Source organism: Exiguobacterium sp. KJ 601 (assembly GCF_027161185.1).
GTDB lineage: Bacteria > Bacillota > Bacilli > Exiguobacteriales > Exiguobacteriaceae > Exiguobacterium > Exiguobacterium profundum.
This window is the reverse complement of the sequence record NZ_JADHZG010000002.1, coordinates 214286-230634: the sequence shown is the minus strand read 5'-3', so window position 1 is coordinate 230634 and position 16349 is coordinate 214286. Positions and strand designations below refer to the sequence as shown.

Sequence of the window (16349 nt, the reverse complement as noted above, 5' to 3'; positions counted from 1 at the left end):
CAGGAGGTTGTCATGATTCGTTATCCACAGTTAACCGGTCATCAAATTGGTGTCACCGCCCCTTCGTCAGGTATACCAGAAGAATTACACCATCTATTGCAACAAGCAGAACAGAAGTTTTCCGATCGAGGGTTCACGTTACAATTCACTCCGAATGCGTGGAAACAACGATTTGGGAAATCCGCGCCGGCTCGGATCCGTGCACATGAACTGACATCCCTACTTCAAGATGACAATATCGACCTGATCATCCCGCCCTGGGGTGGGGAACTCTTAATGGAAATCCTCGATCAAGTCGATTGGCAATCCTTACCCGCGAAATGGATGCTCGGTTATTCAGATACGAGTTTGTTACTCTTCGTCTATACATTAAAAACCGGAATCGCCTCGGCCCATGGTCCGAACCTGGTCGATTTGCGTGCCGATGTGTGGGACGAGACGAGTTCGCGCTGGCTCGATGTGTTGTCGACGCGGACCGACGAGACGGTCATCCAAGGCTCGTCCGAGAAGTTCCAAAGCGAATGGCAGCATGATAATCCGACGCCGCATCTGTTTCATCTGACGGAGACGACCGAATGGAAAGCGATCGGTGGTCAAAACGCCACGGGGCGCTTGCTCGGTGGATGTCTCGATGTGCTCTTACATACAATCGGGACACCGTATGGAGACGTCAAGACGTTCCAACGCGATCACCTGAACGATGAACCGATTCTTTGGTATTTTGAGAACGCTGAGCTAAACGTTCCGGCATTAAAAAGGACCCTTCTTCAAATGAAGTGGGCCGGTTGGTTCGAGCAGACGTCGGGCATTCTATTTGGACGGAGTGACGCCCCCTCTGTGCATCAAGACTATACGGTCGAAATGGTATATGAGGAGCTCCATCACATGTTAGAAGTTCCGATTTTTTACGATATCGACTGTGGACACGTACCCCCTCAGATGACACTCGTCAATGGAGCACACGCATCCGTCCAAGTCGAGCATGGCAAAGGAACATTGATTCAAACGTTCAAGGGCTGATTCGTCAGCCCTTGATTTGTTGTAGCAATGTCTCTAAACGTTTGCGAAACAGTCCTTGCGGGAATTCAGCTACTTGTTCTTCGATGACTGGCACCCAGTCATCCCCACATCCGTTCAATGTTCCCCTTAATAAACCTTCGTAGTAAATCGCGATATCGACTAAGCTATGTGTTTTCCACTCATCTCTGTTTTCCCATAATGCCAATAAACACTCTCTTCCCATTTCCGTTTCCCCTCGAAAAGCGTAGTACACACCTTTCGCCATCGAAATCGCTGCAATAAATGGTTCGACATCTGTCGTGAGAGATTCCATCAATTTGATGTTCTTTCCTAATAGTTTGACATGTCGATATTCCATCGCATAGAGCGCTTCAGAAAGTGCCACTTTGATTTCAGCCAAACGATCTTCCGTGAATTGAATATATTGCTTCGCCTTTTGTAACGACTCATGAATTTTCTTCTCATCGTTCAAATAGAGCGCGCAAATCGAAATGGTGCGATACACGTCGTCCGCACGGTAGTAGATTCTTGTCCGTGTCATATACTCGAGCACGTCTTCAAGCTGTCGAATTGCCCCTTCTAAATCCTCATCACAAAGAAGATTCTTAAATACAATTAACATGGCATATTCAGTTCGTGTCTTTGTTTTCATATATTTTGCATCAAGTAGTTCTATCGCTTCAATCCGTTCAATCGATTCCTCGTAGCGGTTCCACATCAATAAATAATAAGCCTGGCTAATTCGTCCCATCGCCAATTCTTCGGACTCACCTAGCTTCTCAAAAATCTCAATCGCGCGGTCATAGTAAGCTAGTACTCTCTCATTCTCGCCCTCTTGAAAGTACGTATCACCGTACAGCATATATGCTTTTCCTTGCCACACGGAGTTCATTTCTTCCTGTAAGTAAGGCTTGAGCATTTCCCGAATTTTTTGATCCGGTAGTGAAATAAGTTGCATCTCCTCAAATTCTAGCTTTTCCACCAGCGACTGTAGTTCGACCTCTTTTGGATCGGTCAATAATTGTTGCATCGAGACATCTAATCGACTGGCAAGTTCTCGTAAACTGCGCATCGATGCCTCTGCTTTTCCGTTCTCAATCATACTGAGCATCGATTTTGTGACAATCCCTTCCGCCAGCTGCGTCTGAGTCATTTTTTTCTGTTTTCGCAATGCTTTAATGCGCTCACCAATCATATGTCACCTCTAAAAGTTAAATTATATTGAACTTTATATTTACAATTCATTTCGTTGCCTGTATGATAATGTTAAATCACATTTAACTAATTTGCAAAGGAGTGTTTCTATGAAGTTTCTCTCTTCAAATCTATCAATTTTACTGCTCGGTAAATTCATGTCGTTATTCGCATCCAACTTATTTACGTTTGTGGCGGGACTCACTGTATTGACGACGACTGGGTCTGGATTACAATTCGCCTTCGTCTTACTGGCGGGCACATTGCCACGCGTACTTTTGTCGCCATTTGCCGGCGCTTATGCGGACAAACTTGACCGAAAACGAGTCATCATCAAGATGGAGTCTTTGAACGGGGGATTATTTTTACTCGCAGGTGTGGGAAGCTTGCTTTGGACGTTTGAAGCACCCGCTTTTTACGTCATCACATTCTTCTTATCCATCGTTTCCACTTTCTTATCGGTCACGTTATCGAGTTCAATCCCCCTCTTATTTGAGGAAGATGAACTGCAACGCGCCAACTCTCTCATTCAAAGTATCATCTCCATTTCAAGCATCGGCACCCCGCTTCTTGCCGGGGCCCTGTTTAAACTCATACCGATTCCAGCGTTTTTATTCAGCTCAGCCCTATTCTTCATGATTGCCGCCTTGCTTGCTTCCCGACTCGCATTTCATCAGAAAGAGATTGCGCCAACCGAACAATCGACCTGGGAAGATGTACGGTCTGGTCTCTTTTATTTGAAGCAGCAACAAGTTTTATGGACAGTTGCCGTCCTAGCTGCCTTCTTGAATTTCTTTTTCGTCGCATCGGAAGTGTTGTTCCCGATTGCAGCGTTACAGGAAGTCGGTGTGTCCCCGTTTCAATTCGGACTCCTTGAAAGCATGGTCGCCATTGGTTTTTTAGTCGCTTCCTTACTTCATGCCTTACCGTTATTCAAAATCAAACATCGCTTAGCAACGATGCGATCCGCTTTGACCATTCTTAGTATCCTGTTCGTCGGACCTGCCATTCCATTATATTTTAACTTCAACGTCCTCACGTCGATATTCTTTTTCGCGACATTCGCTTTATTGAGTGGTTTCTTGATTGTGCGTGTCAACATCCCGATTCAATTGTTCCTCCAAACGAATACGGATCCGAACTATTTAGGGCGCGTCATCGGTGTGCTCGAATCACTCGCGATGGGGATTACGCCGATTGGATTTATTCTATTCGGGGTATTGAGCGACCTCGTCTCGGTTGCCCATCTCTACACCGCTTGCATGGTGGGTCTACTCATCTGTACGTTCGTCCTTACGTACCGAATCCGGCATGACATTCGAGCAGAACGAGATTCAGCCCAGTCAATGGAACGTGTATCGTAACGAAAAAAGACATCGAACGAATCAGTTCGATGTCTTCTCTGTTGACGGGAGTACCCGTTTTTCTAATAAGAATGGTCCGAATGGGATGACGGATGCCATGACAGCAAGTGTCAAAACTTTGAATCCCCAGCGCAAGCGCCATGCCATATACATCGCTGCGAGCACGTAGGCCACAAATAAGAAACCATGTGCTGCACCTACGATACTGACCGCGAGTGGAATGCCGGCCATATATTTCAACGGCATCGCGATGAACAGTAATAACAAGAAGGATACACCTTCTGTGTAGCCAAGCCATTTAAAATGAGTCGTAGTCATATGCGTTCTCCTTTATTTCTGTAGGCTATGTCTATCGTAGCCGAAACGTGAGAGGTTTGTCACAAGAGAACGCATAAAAGTTACGAGGCTATTTGACGATTTGGTGAACGATGCAATACTTTCGTGTCGACAAAACGGCGAAGGAACAACCCGTCGACCCCAATTTTTCCAGCGTTATGACCGGCAACTAAAATCAAGACAGATACGATCAACATCGTTGGGTTCGTACTGACTGTTCCTGATAGTAAGAACGCCATGTTCATGACGAGTCCGAAGAACGCTGCGCTACGTGTGAGGGCACCGAGCAATAATCCTAAGCCTACCAAGAATTCACCGTAAGGAATCAGGACATCGAATAGCCCGGCGTTTGGAATCGCAAAGTTTTCTAGGAATGCAGCCCACCATCCAGCAACGGCCGGATGTTCTCCAGAAGCGAGTGACACCGCGTTATTCAAGAATCCTTCTGTTCCAAAACCTCCCGTGATTTTACCCCAACCTGCCGTTAACCAATGATAACCGAGCCATACACGTAACACCGTCAAGATCGCTGTAGCGATGTTATGATTTTGCCAAAATTTCGTGAACATCATAATTCCTCCCTTTCAAGAAGTTAAATAAATGTATAATGTGATTACATTCACAATATACCATTCATGTTCACTATTTCACATATGTATTTTCCTTTGTTCATGATTCGTCCATATGTATGCCATATTCTATTCACATTCATCCACAAAAAAGACACCTGATTTAGGTGTCTTAGAAGAGATTATAGTGTCACTTCTTGTGGTGGTTGACCTTTCTTGTTCATCACGCGCATCGATTCCGGTTCGATTTTAAGGATCACAAGCTTTGGATCGTCCGGACCATCGAACCATCCTTCAAGTTTCTCATTCCATACTTTCTCTTTCATCGATTCATCATCCGACACGGTCGCTTTACCGAGGATTTCTAAGTAAGTGTCGCCCACACCATCTCCATCGTAGCCGATTAAAATATGCGTATATGGATTCTTTTCTAGTTCTTCTACTTTATCTGTATCGTTAGAGGTTGCTGTGTAGAGTGTGAAATCATCATGGAAAAATGTCATATATCGACTGTGGGGTTTCACCTTATACACGGTCGCCATCGTCCCGACATTGCTACCCTCTAGAATTTTTAACGCTGTGTCTTTTGCACTCATTCCAAATTCCTCCTTCATGATTTGTCGCTCGTATACTGTTCCCTCAAACTATGGGATTAAACACAAAAAAACCTGCTCGCCGATGCGAGCAGGTATCATATTCCTTAGAAAGGAAGATTAGATTTTTTCAACGTTAGAAGCTTGTGGTCCACGAGCTCCGTCAGTGATTTCGAAAGTTACTTCTTGGCCTTCTTCAAGTGTTTTGAAGCCGTCGCCTTGGATTGCTGAGAAGTGTACGAATACGTCGTCTCCGCCTTCCATTTCGATGAAGCCGTAACCTTTTTCTGAGTTAAACCATTTTACTTTACCTGTGTTCATGAATGAACCCTCCTGAAATAAACGCTATGCGTTATAGTAGTGCCTTACTAGAAAAAACTTGACCAAAAAAAATACAAGCCTCTGGATTATCTAATGAAAAATAATCCCAAGCACTTGTGAATTATGATTCCAGCTATTCTTAATTAAGCACATATTGAATATAACACGACTAGATGTTTCTGTCTAGTAAATACTTCTGATTGCTAAAAAACAAGGTGAAACGGGTACATGCTAGAGAAGATGATGCTAGGAGGATTTATAATGAAAAACATTAAGGACCCACACGCAATCGCATCGATGATTGCCTCTCATTCCGATTGGTCGGAAGAAGACCTCATCCAACAAACACTTGAATGGCACCGTGCTACACGGAAAGCTTCTTACTTTGAGCAACAACAATCTATCCCGTGTCGAATCCCATTGACGGAACGGATCACCCCTGTCCGCACGTCCTTTCCGCTCGAGCAAGTCGACGGCATCGTTCGTCCCGTCTGGATGCGTCGGCTCGATGCCGAATATTTGAATTTACTGCAGACGACGAAACAATGTGTTGATGTGACGGACTATGGTGCTGTCGGAGATGGAAAAACGGATTGTACCCTCGCCTTTCGACTCGCCATCCGCTCGAACCGTCGTGTCTTTGTCCCGGCAGGCGTTTATATCGTTCGGGGTATTCGTCTACCTTCCAACTGCGTGCTCGAAGGCGCAGGACAAGACGTCACGATTCTCAAACTGTCCGATCGTGCACCGAGACATCGACGATTGTTACGAAACGCCACGCCTTTTGCAGGAAATCATCATATCGAGGTATGCCACCTGACGCTCGATTGGAATGTCGCACGATTAGGGGATGTGAAACGGACGACGAGCGGTGACACGACATCGAGCGCCTTGACGTTTGCCCATGTGACGTATGGATGGGTGCATCATGTGACAGCCAAAAATGCTGGACTCCATGCGTTCGACATCACGTCTCCGCACTATCATTACTTAGGGGACGGGCTTCGCGCAGCAAACGGGAGCCGATACATCCATCTCAATCATCTCGAGGCGACAAATTATGGGGATGACGGAATCACCACACACCATAGTGATGCCATCTATATTACCAACTGCTATTGTCATCATCCTCACGGCCGAACACACGCCTTAGGGTTCTCAAACTCAAATGGGATTGAGATTGATGACGGTTCGCGGCACGTCACACTCGTTCACAATAGAACGGAAGGCTGCTTTGGAGGCATCGAAGTAAAAGCACATGGGACCTCATCTGCCGCACACGACGTTCATATCTTCGGCCATCTTTCGGTGCATGACAATCGTTCATTTAACTTCCGTCACATCGGTCATCATTTAGCAGACGATCCGAACTCAGAGACAGCCCGCTTCCTATCAGGCACAAACTTGGTGTCCGTCGAGCCGGTTCACAGTTCACTCTATACAAAATCCTCACCACGAAGCCTGGTTGTATCGGCCTATCAAGACGTCTTGATTCATGGTTTGACTGCAATCGGCGACCCGACCTACGATTACGAACAACATCCGGCACTTGCGATCCAATACAAATCGAGACGCGTTCAACTGAAACGAATCGCCGTGCGCGGGTTTACCACAGCCCGAGCCGACCTCGAACTATTTGGGGGAGATAACCGCACCGATGAAGTGACTATCGATGTCTTACGATGCCAAGAATCTGCACCCATCGCTCTAAAAATCGGTCGTCAACTCGAACACCTTGCTCTTCATCAGATTGAAGGGCAGAAAAAAAGCGGAGATGTACTCATCTCCACGAAAAGCCCGATTGATGTGCATGATTTACTCGCTCAAGGATTTTCAGACCCGGTGCGCTCAGACGTTTGAGCGGCTTCCACGAGTTGATTCAGTTTGGCGTCATCGAGTTGAAGTGAACTCTCTTTTTGTTTGGCCATCATGCGAACGATTGCTTTGTCTAAAAAGCCCATTCGTTCAAAGTCGTACCCGCTCCCGACGACCTCGACGAAATAGGCATGTTCGCGCAGCGTGTCACGATAGGCTTCTTCTAGCTCGCGAATCCGTTCCGACTCTGTCGGTGTCCCGGCACACAAATATAAAGCGAGGGGATGCTCAAGCAAGTGTGCTTCGTGAAGCGTCAACCATTCCTTCATCTCGTCTTGGATCGTGCCCATTCGAATTGAGCTCCCGACGATGACGTGATCTACCATCTCCCACGTGACGTTCGGCTCTTCTACGATATTTTGGACACGAACGTCACCCGATAGACGTTCAGCGAGTAAAGCCGCCACTTTTTCACTCGTTCCATATCTGGAAGAGTACGCGATTAAAGTACCCATGTCGTTCCCTCTTTTCATGTCAGACGTTACTTACACTATTCCCGAATCATCGAGAGAAGATACGTATGCACTTAAAAAAGCTCGCCGTCTGGCGAGCTTTTCGTCACAGTTTATACACTTGTGCTTCATAAGGACGAAGGGTGAACGCTTCTATCGGTTCCATGTTTCCGATGACACGTTCTTTCACGTCATATGGTAGCTCTCGTTGTTGTGTCTCGTCGGAGAAGTTACAGAGTACGAGCCATGTCTCACCTTCGAATGAACGTGTGAATGCATAGACCGCCTCATCTTCCGGTAACAACAGCTCATACTTTCCGTAGACGACGAGCGGGTTCGCTTTACGGAGCGTAATCAACTGACGGTAGTAATGGAAGAGTGAATTCGGATCTTTCCTTGCCGCTTCCGCATTGATGTCAACAAAGTTCGGGTTGACCTCGATCCATGGCGTCCCTGTCGTAAATCCACCATGTGCTTCGTCTGACCACTGTACCGGTGTACGTGAATTGTCACGTCCTCGCTCATGGATGCCACGGAAAATCTCGTCGTGCGTTAACAACCCTTTGGATGTGTAGTCACGGTAGGCGTTCAACGTCTCAATATCTCGGTACTGATCGATTGATTCAAACGCGACGTTCGTCATGCCGAACTCTTCTCCTTGATAAATGTAAGGCGTCCCTTTCAATAGATGAAGAAGTGTCGCGAGCATCTTCCCGGAACGAACGCGATATTCAGGCGAATCGTTTCCAAAGCGTGAGATGGCACGGGGCTGGTCATGGTTACTCCAGTACAGGCTGTTCCATCCTTCCTCTTCGAGCCCTTCTTGCCAACGCGAGAAGATTGTCTTTAACTCAGTCAACTTCCAATCTGTCGGATTCCACTTCCCGAAGCTTCCGTTCCCGACGTCCACATGTTCAAAATGAAAGACCATGTTCAGTTCGTTGCGGTCTTCACCCGTATAAAGTTTGGCTTCCTCCACACTGACCCCTGGCATCTCCCCGACCGTGATTGTGTCGTATTTCGATAAGACTTCCCGATTCATCTCCTGCATGAATTCATGGATGCGTGGTCCGTTAAAGAAGAATGGTGTACCGTCACCGAACCCTGTTCCTTGCGTTTGACCATCTGGATAGCTTGGATTTTTTGAGATCATATTGATGACGTCCATCCGGAACCCGGCGACCCCTTTATCGAGCCAATATGTCATGAGGTCATACACTTCACGACGAAGCGTCTCGCTTTCCCAGTTCAAATCCGGTTGTTTCTTACTGAAGAGATGGAGGTAGTACTCATCGCTTGCCTCATCATACTGCCAAGCACTGCCTCCGAAGAAAGCCCCCCAGTTCGTCGGTGGCTGACCGTCCTTCCCTTTTTTCCAAATGTAATAGTCACGATATGGGCTGTCTTTTGAAGAACGCGACTCCATGAACCATTGGTGTTCGTCAGAAGAATGGTTGACGACGAGGTCCATCATGATTTTAATCCCGTGGCGGTGTGCTTCTTCAAGCATCGCATCAAAGTCATCCATCGTACCAAACTCGTCCATGATGGCACGGTAATCACGAATATCGTATCCGTTATCGTCGTTCGGTGAATCGTATACCGGTGAGAGCCAGATGACGTCGATCCCGAGTTCTGCCAAGTATGACATCTTCTCCGTGATTCCTTGGATGTCGCCAATCCCATCTCCGTTTGAGTCATTGAAGCTACGTGGATAAATTTGATATACGACCGCTTCTTTCCACCATTGTTTCATGTTATGTCCTCCTTGAAGTTCGTTTTCCGTTTCAACGCTTTCATCGTACTGCCTCCAAGGAATCATGACCATCCATGATATGATTAAGATATGTACAATCTTGCTATTAAAAGAGGAGATTATTATGGAAATCGGCTTTTGTGGCTATTCATACCATACAACGACTTATACTTTTCCATTTGCTAATCGACTCGATACGTATCTGATTCGCTTACAAACGGCAGGAACGGCTCGGATTGTGGTCAATGGGGAAACGATGATCACACGACCTGGTGACGTATTGATTGTTCGTCCGGGTGACTTCTATGAAATGCATGTCGATACACCCGCGAGCGGAGACTATCATATCTTCTGTACCGGGCATTCAATCGATACATGGTGGCATGCGACTCCACGGGGGCGATTGAATACCATCGCCATCGATTCACGCCTTCTTTCGCTATGGCAACACATTACGGAAGAAGTGCGCCGTCCACCGTCTGAACAAAGTGCCGTTTTAATTGAAACACTCGTTCAAGCACTCCTACTCATGCTCGATCGTTCGATTCAAGATGTGCATTCCCAGGCGCGACCTCCAGTCGTCTCTCGTATGATGCGCTTTATCGAAGCGCACGTAACGAGTGACTTCAAAGTGTCAGACGTCGCCGCAGCGGTTGGACTCAGCGTTTCACGGACGGTTCATCTCTTTAAAGAAGGGACCGGGATGACGATCATCGAATATGCACAATCGATTCGCTTACAGCTTGCCGAAGAGCAAATGCGCTATACAAAACATTCGTTAGAAACGATTGCAGAACTGTCTGGATTTCGAAGTTACCCATATTTCCACAGAATTTTTAAACGAAAATATGGCGTCGCACCAGGGGTTTATCGTACTCTTCAACAAAAAAATGAAAAAAAATAAAAAAAGAGTGATCTATTTTTTGAACTGCTCCGTTAGATGGGTGTAAATAACGACAACACTCACTTACGAAAAGGAGCGATTACCCATGAAGAAGAAGACGTTAAACAAAATCGTAGCACCGGCACTAGCCTTAGGACTACTCGTACCAGTCAACGCACAGGCAGCGGATCACACACCGACAGCAAGCACACCAGCAGGTGACCTTCGCGCCACACTCGATCAACTCTTATCTGAGCATTACGTGTTAGCCGTCACATCGATGATGAAAGGATATGACGAGGCGGCAGATGCTGAGGTCGCGGATCAAGCTCTCGATCAAAACGCGCTCGACATGACACCAGCCATCGCTTCCATCTACGGTGAAGAAGGCGCTGCACAATTTGAAGAAATCTTCCGTGGTCACAACGACTACTCAGCTGATTTCGTAGAAGCAGCAAAATCAGACAACCAGGAACTACGCATGGAAGCTGAAGCGGAAGTCGATGAGTTCGTAGAAGAATTCTCAACATTCCTCGACGCAGCGACGGAAGGCAACTTACCGAAGGACGCAGCAGCTGATGCACTCGAACTTCATGAAGACCAAGTCCTCTCTGTATTCGATAACTACGTCGAAGGAGATTACGAAGAAGCTTACATGACGTTCCGTGAAGGCTACAAGCACATGTTCAACATCAGTAAAGCTCTCTCGGGTGCAATCGTCACACAAATGCCTGACAAATTTACGACTGGAGCAGACACACCAGCTGTTGAACTCCGCTCAACATTGAACAGTCTTGCAGGTGAACACTTCGCCCTCGCTGCAATCGGTATGCAAAAAGGGTACGACCAAGCAGAGGACTATGACTACGTGACATGGGCAGAAGACCAGAACACACTCGACTTCAAAGCAGCCATCGCATCCGTATATGGAGACGAAGGTGCAGCACAGTTCGAGAAAGTATGGAACTCAGATCACATCACAGCACAAGGTGACATCGTTGCCGCTACACTCGAAGGTGACGAAGCGATGATTGAAGATGCGCGTATGCGCCTCGACACATTCGCTGTCGACTTCAGCACATTCCTCGATGCAGCAACAGAAGGTAACTTACCACAAGCTGCCGGTGAAGAAGCAATCAAACAGCACGAAGCGCTCGTACTCGACACATTCGATCAATATGTCGCTGGCGATGCAGAAGCGGCTTGGATGTCATTCCGTGAAGGATATGCGTTCATGTTCGGTGTTGGTGAAACACTCGGTAACGCGATCGTGACACAAATGCCTGACAAGTTCGAAGAAACAATGATGCCTGAAGAAATGCCTGAAACAGGTCTCGGTGGTGCACAAGAACAATCAATGAACACTCTCTACGCTGGATTAGCTGTACTTGGCGGAATCTTACTCGCCTTCGTAACGCTTCGCAAACGTAAAGTATCTGAACAATAATCAATAAGGAGGGAGTCCCATGAACAAGCGCCTTTTGTTTCTGGCGCTCTCTCTCTTTTGTTTTAGCTTCTGGACGTGGACGAGCGCACAAGAATCGTCGTCACCACCTGTAGAAGAAAAACAAATAGAGGAGAGCCCGGATTTAACGGCTGAATTCTCACTTCTACAGGAAGAGGTGAAAAAGCTACGCTTAGCCGAGGAAGAAGAAAACGCCAAGGCCGTCACCCCTGTTCAAATCCAGATCCCTAAAATCGATGTCGACACCGCCATCGAACAAGTCGGGGTCCTCGATAATGGACAGATGGGTGTACCAGAAGATGAGAACCAGGTCGGGTGGTTCGAACCCGGTGTCACACCGGGTAGCAAAGGAAATGCTGTGATTGCCGGTCACGTCGACAGCAAGACCGGCCCGGCTATCTTTTATCAACTCGATCAACTGACAAAAGGCGATGACGTTCTGATTCAAGATGAGGCGGGTAACACCCTTCGGTTCCGCGTCACGAAAACAGAACGATATGATACGAAAACCGCGCCAATTGAAGAGATTTTCGGTGCCACATCAAATCGGAACTTAAATTTGATTACCTGTTCGGGTACGTTCGGGGACGGGGGCTATGATGAACGATTCGTCGTCTATACAGAGCTGGTGGATACCGAACTGAACGAAACTGTCGATCTCGAGACACCGACGGCAGTCGAATTGAAAGGTAACTTATTGACATGGCACGCCGTTCGTCAAGAGAGCGTGATTGGATATCGAGTCTACGAAGTCATCGACGGAAAAGCGACTCATATCGAAAGTATCCCTTCCCATGCACGAAAAAGTATCGAGGTCACAAATGAGAACAATGCATCCTACTACGTGACTGCGATTGATCAACTTGGAAATGAGTCAAAACCTTCCGAGATGACAAAATGACAAAAAGACCCCTTACTCGCTTTAGAAATGAGTAAGGGGTCTTTTGTTGTTTATACGAAGCAAGGAATTTGCGGGTTGAACGTCTTGTTGTTCTCCGTCATGATCTGCTTTTTAATTTTGCCTTCTCCAAGGTAGACAATCCGGTCGGCAAGTGCCTCGGCATCTTCCTCATCGTGCGTTACGAAAATCGTTGTCGTACCTGTCTGCTTCAAGAGACGACGCAAATCGTCGCGAATCCTGTGTTGAAGTGACGTATCCAAATTACTGAACGGCTCGTCTAGAATCAAGAGCGCCGGCTTCGGTGCGAGCGCACGCGCGAGCGCGACACGCTGTTGTTGTCCCCCACTGAGTTCGTACGGATAACGGTGACGGAACTCCGTCAAGTTGACGAGCGCGAGCATCTCTTCGACACGCGCATTCCGCTCCTTGCGGTTCAGTTTATGAAGACCGAATCGAATGTTCTTTTCAACGGTCATGTGCGGGAAGAGTGCATAGTCTTGGAAGACCATCCCCACGCCACGATCTTCTGGCGGCATGAACTGACAATCGTCGCAACAGACACAGTCATTCACGACGACGACGCCCTGGTTCGGCATCTCGAGTCCTGCGATCAAACGGAGAATCGTACTCTTCCCCGATCCGCTGTCCCCAAGAAGCGAGACGATTTCACCTTTCGTGATTGAAATCGAGAACCCTTTGATTGTCTCTTCATGTGCACCTTTATAGCTAAAATGTAAATCATTGATTTGAACAAACATTAGTCGGCCTCCTTATCAAGCACCTTGTGGGAAACGAATATCAACAGTCCACTCATGAGGACGATGACGATGGAAGCGAGTGCCGCTTCGTGAATCTTCTCATCACTCACGTATTTGAACGCCTGTGTCGCAAGCGTCGAAAAGTTAAATGGTTGTAAAAAGAGCGTCAACGGCAACTCTTTCATAATATCAATAAAGACGAGGATAAACGCGCTCATGATGGCGCCTTTGATCATCGGGATATCGACGCGAAAGAACGTTTGGACCGTATTCCACCCCAGCATACGGGATGCTTCGGTAAACGACTTCCCTACTTTCTCAAACCCGCTCTCGATCGAGTTGTAGCCGATGGCGAGGAAGCGGATGACGTAGGCAAAGATGAGCATGATGAGCGTCGTGCGGAACACGAACGTCTGACTCAAGTCGAGCGCCCGTGCCGTTTCGAGCACTTTGTCATCGAGCCACAAGAAGAGCGTGATGACCGCAATCGCGATGGCTGCTCCCGGAATCGAATATCCGAGTGTCGTCACTTTCGAAATGACGCGTGTCATGTTCGACGGGAAGAGTCGTGTATAGTTCGCGATGATGAGTGCGAACAGTAGGATAATCACGGTCGCGGTAAAGGCGACCCGAACCGTATTCCAAACAAGTTGCCAAAATTCTTCCGTGAAGACCGTATCGAACGTCAGAAACGTCCATGCCGCCAACTGAGTGAACGGGATGACGAATGCAATCGCAAAGACGAGCGAAACATATGCGAATACCGCATAGCGATGCCAGCCTTGCAGCGGTCTCGGTTTGAGCGGTTTCACTTTCGTCGAAGCGTAACTGAACTGCTTCCGTCCTCGCACGAGCCGTTCCATCGTCAAAATGGCGATGACGAGAATCATGAGAGTGCCCGCAAGCTTCAGCGCCGACGATGTATCCTTCATCCCGAACCACGTGCTGAAGATGGCGGTACTAAACGTCTGAATCCCGAAATATTTCACGACGCCATAGTCGTTGAGCACTTCCATCAACACGAGACTGACACCACCGATGATGGCGACTCGGGAAATCGGTATGACGACCGTGAAGAAAATGTCCCACGAGCCACGACCGAGAATTCGCGCGTTCTCAATCATCGAGGACGATTGATTATGCAGGAACGCTCGTGTGATCGTATAAATGTATGGATAGAGGAACAAGGTAAAGATAAATACCGTTCCTTGAATCGACATGATGTTGAAGTACGACTGATCGACGGTGATACCAAATTCGTTTCGTAACGTCGTCTGGATCACACCCGTATAGTTCAAGATGCCGTGATACGTATACGCCCCGATATAAGGCGGAATCGCGAGCGGCAGGATGAGTGCCCATTTAAAGAAACGACGGAACGGGAAATCATAGACGGTCACGAACCAAGCGAGGCTCGTTCCGATCACGGTCGTCAAGACTCCTGTAGCCACCATAATGAACAGCGTGTTTCGCACGTAACGGGGCAACAGGTACTCTTGAATGTGTTGCCAATTGTCATTGACCGGGGCGAACAATTCGACGAGCACGACAATTCCCGGCAAGACAATCAATAAAATCGCGAGAAAGCTGAGGATCGCCCATCCATTCAGTTGTCGTTTTACTGCGTGCCAGTTCATGTCGTACCGCTCCCGTTCTGTAAACTATCAATTCCTGTCCCATCATATCAGTTTCTGTGCATCCCGTGTAGCGCTTAGGGTGTGAAGAACGCAAAAATCTCCGGCCTGAACTCTCGTTCAAGCCGAAGTCATCTTACTTCCAACCTACTTCGTTAAAGATACGGATTGCCTCTTGTTGGTTTTCACCGAGTACAGAGAGATTGATATCCTGCTCTTTGAACTCACCCCATGACTGGAGAAGCTCATTCGGTTCAACCGACTCGTTGACTGGATATTCATAGTTCACACTCGCAAACTTCTCTTGAGCTGACGGTTCTGACATGAACTCCATCAATTTTTGAGCGTTTTCTGTATTTTTCGATGCTTTCGTCATCGCGATACCCGAAATGTTCACGTGTGTGCCTGTTGTATCTTGGTTCGGGAAGAAGACACCGAGTTGTTCAGCGACTTTCTTCTCTTCCTCGTCTTCAGAATTCAACATGAGCCCCATGTAGTACGTGTTCATGATGGCCACGTCCCCTTCGCCAGCGACGACTGCTTTCGCTTGGTCACGGTCGTTCCCTTGTGGGTCGCGTGCCATGTTGTTCACTAAGCCCTTCGCCCACTCTTTCGCTTCATCGACACCGTTCACTTCGATGAACGATGCGAGGAGTGAGATGTTGTACATGTTTTCCGATGGACGCACGAGCACTTTGCCGTTCCACTGTTCTTCCGTCAACGCTTCGTACGTCGACAAATCTTCTGGTTTCACGCGATCTTTTGAGTACACGATGACACGCGCACGTTTCGTCAAACCGAACCACTCGTTGTCTGTGTCACGATATTTTGCAGGAATGTTTGACTCAAGCTCATCGCTATCGACCGCTTGAAGATGTCCCGCTTCTTTCGCCTGATACAAGTTTCCAGCATCTGCAGTGATGAAGAGGTCAGCCTCTGTGCTCTCCCCTTCTGTGTTCAAACGCTCGAGAAGTTCGTCGCTCTTCCCTTCCACTACGTTGACCTTGATGCCTGTTTCTTCTTCAAACTGTTTATATAATTGTTGATCGACATCGTAGTGGCGACTCGAGTAAACATTGACGACGTTCGAATCGTCTGAGCCTTCATTTGAAGTTGTCTCATCTGTGCTTGCACAAGCAGCAAGGAGCGATGTCGTTAACGCTGCTGAAATTCCTAAAGCTGCATATTTTTTGTTCATCTGTCATTCCCCCACGTTCGGTTATTTCTC

The 16349-nt window shown here is 47.5% G+C and carries 16 protein-coding genes; 6 read left to right on the top strand and 10 right to left on the bottom strand.

The features are described from left to right. The first annotated feature begins 12 nt into the window (after positions 1–12). Positions 13–1020 carry a S66 family peptidase gene (locus IRJ25_RS11555; protein WP_269318330.1) on the top strand — a complete coding sequence of 336 codons (1008 nt, stop codon included), beginning with the start codon at positions 13–15 and terminating at the stop codon, positions 1018–1020. A 4-nt stretch (positions 1021–1024) separates the two neighbouring features. On the opposite strand, the gene IRJ25_RS11550 is transcribed toward IRJ25_RS11555, so the two are convergent. Further along, on the bottom strand, positions 1025–2215 hold the full coding sequence (locus tag IRJ25_RS11550; RefSeq protein ID WP_214691330.1) for a helix-turn-helix domain-containing protein: 1191 nt from the start codon (positions 2213–2215) through the stop codon (positions 1025–1027). A 109-nt stretch (positions 2216–2324) separates the two neighbouring features. Here IRJ25_RS11550 and IRJ25_RS11545 point away from each other — a divergent pair, with 109 nt between their 5' ends. After that, entirely contained in the window at positions 2325–3578 is a 1254-nt protein-coding gene (locus IRJ25_RS11545; protein ID WP_269318328.1) for an MFS transporter, read from the top strand. A gap of 21 nt (positions 3579–3599) precedes the next feature. Here the strand turns inward: IRJ25_RS11545 and IRJ25_RS11540 are convergent, their stop codons facing one another. The 4 genes from IRJ25_RS11540 to IRJ25_RS11525 form a co-directional block, all read right to left on the bottom strand. Then, positions 3600–3896 (bottom strand): DUF3817 domain-containing protein, encoded by a 297-nt coding sequence (locus tag IRJ25_RS11540; RefSeq protein WP_159563308.1) that lies wholly within the window; start codon positions 3894–3896, stop codon positions 3600–3602. A gap of 80 nt (positions 3897–3976) precedes the next feature. After that, positions 3977–4483, bottom strand: coding sequence for a DoxX family membrane protein (locus tag IRJ25_RS11535; protein WP_074035013.1), 507 nt, complete (start codon positions 4481–4483; stop codon positions 3977–3979). 182 nt (positions 4484–4665) lie between these two features. Beyond that, positions 4666–5079, bottom strand: coding sequence for a pyridoxamine 5'-phosphate oxidase family protein (locus IRJ25_RS11530; protein WP_143180203.1), 414 nt, complete (start codon positions 5077–5079; stop codon positions 4666–4668). Positions 5080–5196: 117 nt separating this feature from the next. Beyond that, a complete protein-coding gene (locus tag IRJ25_RS11525; protein ID WP_015880427.1) occupies positions 5197–5397 on the bottom strand; it encodes a cold-shock protein in 201 nt (66 codons plus the stop codon). A 261-nt stretch (positions 5398–5658) separates the two neighbouring features. Between IRJ25_RS11525 and IRJ25_RS11520 the strand changes: the two genes are divergently transcribed. Further along, entirely contained in the window at positions 5659–7257 is a 1599-nt protein-coding gene (locus IRJ25_RS11520) for a glycoside hydrolase family 55 protein (protein WP_269318327.1), read from the top strand. Here IRJ25_RS11520 and IRJ25_RS11515 read toward each other — a convergent pair. Beyond that, entirely contained in the window at positions 7221–7727 is a 507-nt protein-coding gene (locus IRJ25_RS11515) for a flavodoxin domain-containing protein (protein WP_269318326.1), read from the bottom strand. The two genes, IRJ25_RS11520 and IRJ25_RS11515, sit on opposite strands and share 37 nt — an antisense overlap. A gap of 103 nt (positions 7728–7830) precedes the next feature. Further along, positions 7831–9480, bottom strand: a complete 1650-nt coding sequence (locus IRJ25_RS11510) for a glycoside hydrolase family 13 protein (RefSeq protein ID WP_269318325.1) — start codon at positions 9478–9480, stop codon at positions 7831–7833. A 124-nt stretch (positions 9481–9604) separates the two neighbouring features. Between IRJ25_RS11510 and IRJ25_RS11505 the strand changes: the two genes are divergently transcribed. The 3 genes from IRJ25_RS11505 to IRJ25_RS11495 all read left to right on the top strand — a co-directional run bounded on the left by IRJ25_RS11505 (position 9605) and on the right by IRJ25_RS11495 (position 12729). Then, entirely contained in the window at positions 9605–10384 is a 780-nt protein-coding gene (locus IRJ25_RS11505) for an AraC family transcriptional regulator (protein ID WP_269318323.1), read from the top strand. Positions 10385–10469: 85 nt separating this feature from the next. Further along, a complete protein-coding gene (locus IRJ25_RS11500; RefSeq protein WP_074035026.1) occupies positions 10470–11810 on the top strand; it encodes a copper amine oxidase in 1341 nt (446 codons plus the stop codon). A 19-nt stretch (positions 11811–11829) separates the two neighbouring features. Further along, entirely contained in the window at positions 11830–12729 is a 900-nt protein-coding gene (locus IRJ25_RS11495) for a class F sortase (RefSeq protein WP_159563303.1), read from the top strand. A 50-nt stretch (positions 12730–12779) separates the two neighbouring features. On the opposite strand, the gene IRJ25_RS11490 is transcribed toward IRJ25_RS11495, so the two are convergent. From IRJ25_RS11490 to IRJ25_RS11480, 3 genes are all read right to left on the bottom strand, one after another. Continuing rightward, entirely contained in the window at positions 12780–13487 is a 708-nt protein-coding gene (locus IRJ25_RS11490) for an ABC transporter ATP-binding protein (RefSeq protein ID WP_015880419.1), read from the bottom strand. Then, entirely contained in the window at positions 13487–15124 is a 1638-nt protein-coding gene (locus tag IRJ25_RS11485; protein ID WP_264093111.1) for an ABC transporter permease, read from the bottom strand. Before IRJ25_RS11485 ends, IRJ25_RS11490 begins: the two co-directional genes overlap by 1 nt. A 133-nt stretch (positions 15125–15257) precedes the next feature. Then, positions 15258–16319, bottom strand: a complete 1062-nt coding sequence (locus IRJ25_RS11480) for a Fe(3+) ABC transporter substrate-binding protein (protein ID WP_159563300.1) — start codon at positions 16317–16319, stop codon at positions 15258–15260. Between the last annotated feature and the right edge of the window lie 30 nt (positions 16320–16349).

Excerpts from the sequence above, each read along its gene's own strand:
- IRJ25_RS11485 (WP_264093111.1), bottom strand. The coding sequence starts at position 15,124 with ATGAACTGGCACGCAGTAAAACGACAACTGAATGGATGGGCGATCCTC.
- IRJ25_RS11555 (WP_269318330.1), top strand. The coding sequence starts at position 13 with ATGATTCGTTATCCACAGTTAACCGGTCATCAAATTGGTGTCACCGCC.
- IRJ25_RS11550 (WP_214691330.1), bottom strand. The coding sequence starts at position 2,215 with ATGATTGGTGAGCGCATTAAAGCATTGCGAAAACAGAAAAAAATGACT.
- IRJ25_RS11535 (WP_074035013.1), bottom strand. The coding sequence starts at position 4,483 with ATGTTCACGAAATTTTGGCAAAATCATAACATCGCTACAGCGATCTTG.
- IRJ25_RS11510 (WP_269318325.1), bottom strand. The coding sequence starts at position 9,480 with ATGAAACAATGGTGGAAAGAAGCGGTCGTATATCAAATTTATCCACGT.
- IRJ25_RS11480 (WP_159563300.1), bottom strand. The coding sequence starts at position 16,319 with ATGAACAAAAAATATGCAGCTTTAGGAATTTCAGCAGCGTTAACGACA.
- IRJ25_RS11495 (WP_159563303.1), top strand. The coding sequence starts at position 11,830 with ATGAACAAGCGCCTTTTGTTTCTGGCGCTCTCTCTCTTTTGTTTTAGC.
- IRJ25_RS11525 (WP_015880427.1), bottom strand. The coding sequence starts at position 5,397 with ATGAACACAGGTAAAGTAAAATGGTTTAACTCAGAAAAAGGTTACGGC.
- IRJ25_RS11500 (WP_074035026.1), top strand. The coding sequence starts at position 10,470 with ATGAAGAAGAAGACGTTAAACAAAATCGTAGCACCGGCACTAGCCTTA.
- IRJ25_RS11515 (WP_269318326.1), bottom strand. The coding sequence starts at position 7,727 with ATGGGTACTTTAATCGCGTACTCTTCCAGATATGGAACGAGTGAAAAA.
- IRJ25_RS11505 (WP_269318323.1), top strand. The coding sequence starts at position 9,605 with ATGGAAATCGGCTTTTGTGGCTATTCATACCATACAACGACTTATACT.
- IRJ25_RS11520 (WP_269318327.1), top strand. The coding sequence starts at position 5,659 with ATGAAAAACATTAAGGACCCACACGCAATCGCATCGATGATTGCCTCT.
- IRJ25_RS11530 (WP_143180203.1), bottom strand. The coding sequence starts at position 5,079 with ATGAGTGCAAAAGACACAGCGTTAAAAATTCTAGAGGGTAGCAATGTC.
- IRJ25_RS11540 (WP_159563308.1), bottom strand. The coding sequence starts at position 3,896 with ATGACTACGACTCATTTTAAATGGCTTGGCTACACAGAAGGTGTATCC.
- IRJ25_RS11545 (WP_269318328.1), top strand. The coding sequence starts at position 2,325 with ATGAAGTTTCTCTCTTCAAATCTATCAATTTTACTGCTCGGTAAATTC.
- IRJ25_RS11490 (WP_015880419.1), bottom strand. The coding sequence starts at position 13,487 with ATGTTTGTTCAAATCAATGATTTACATTTTAGCTATAAAGGTGCACAT.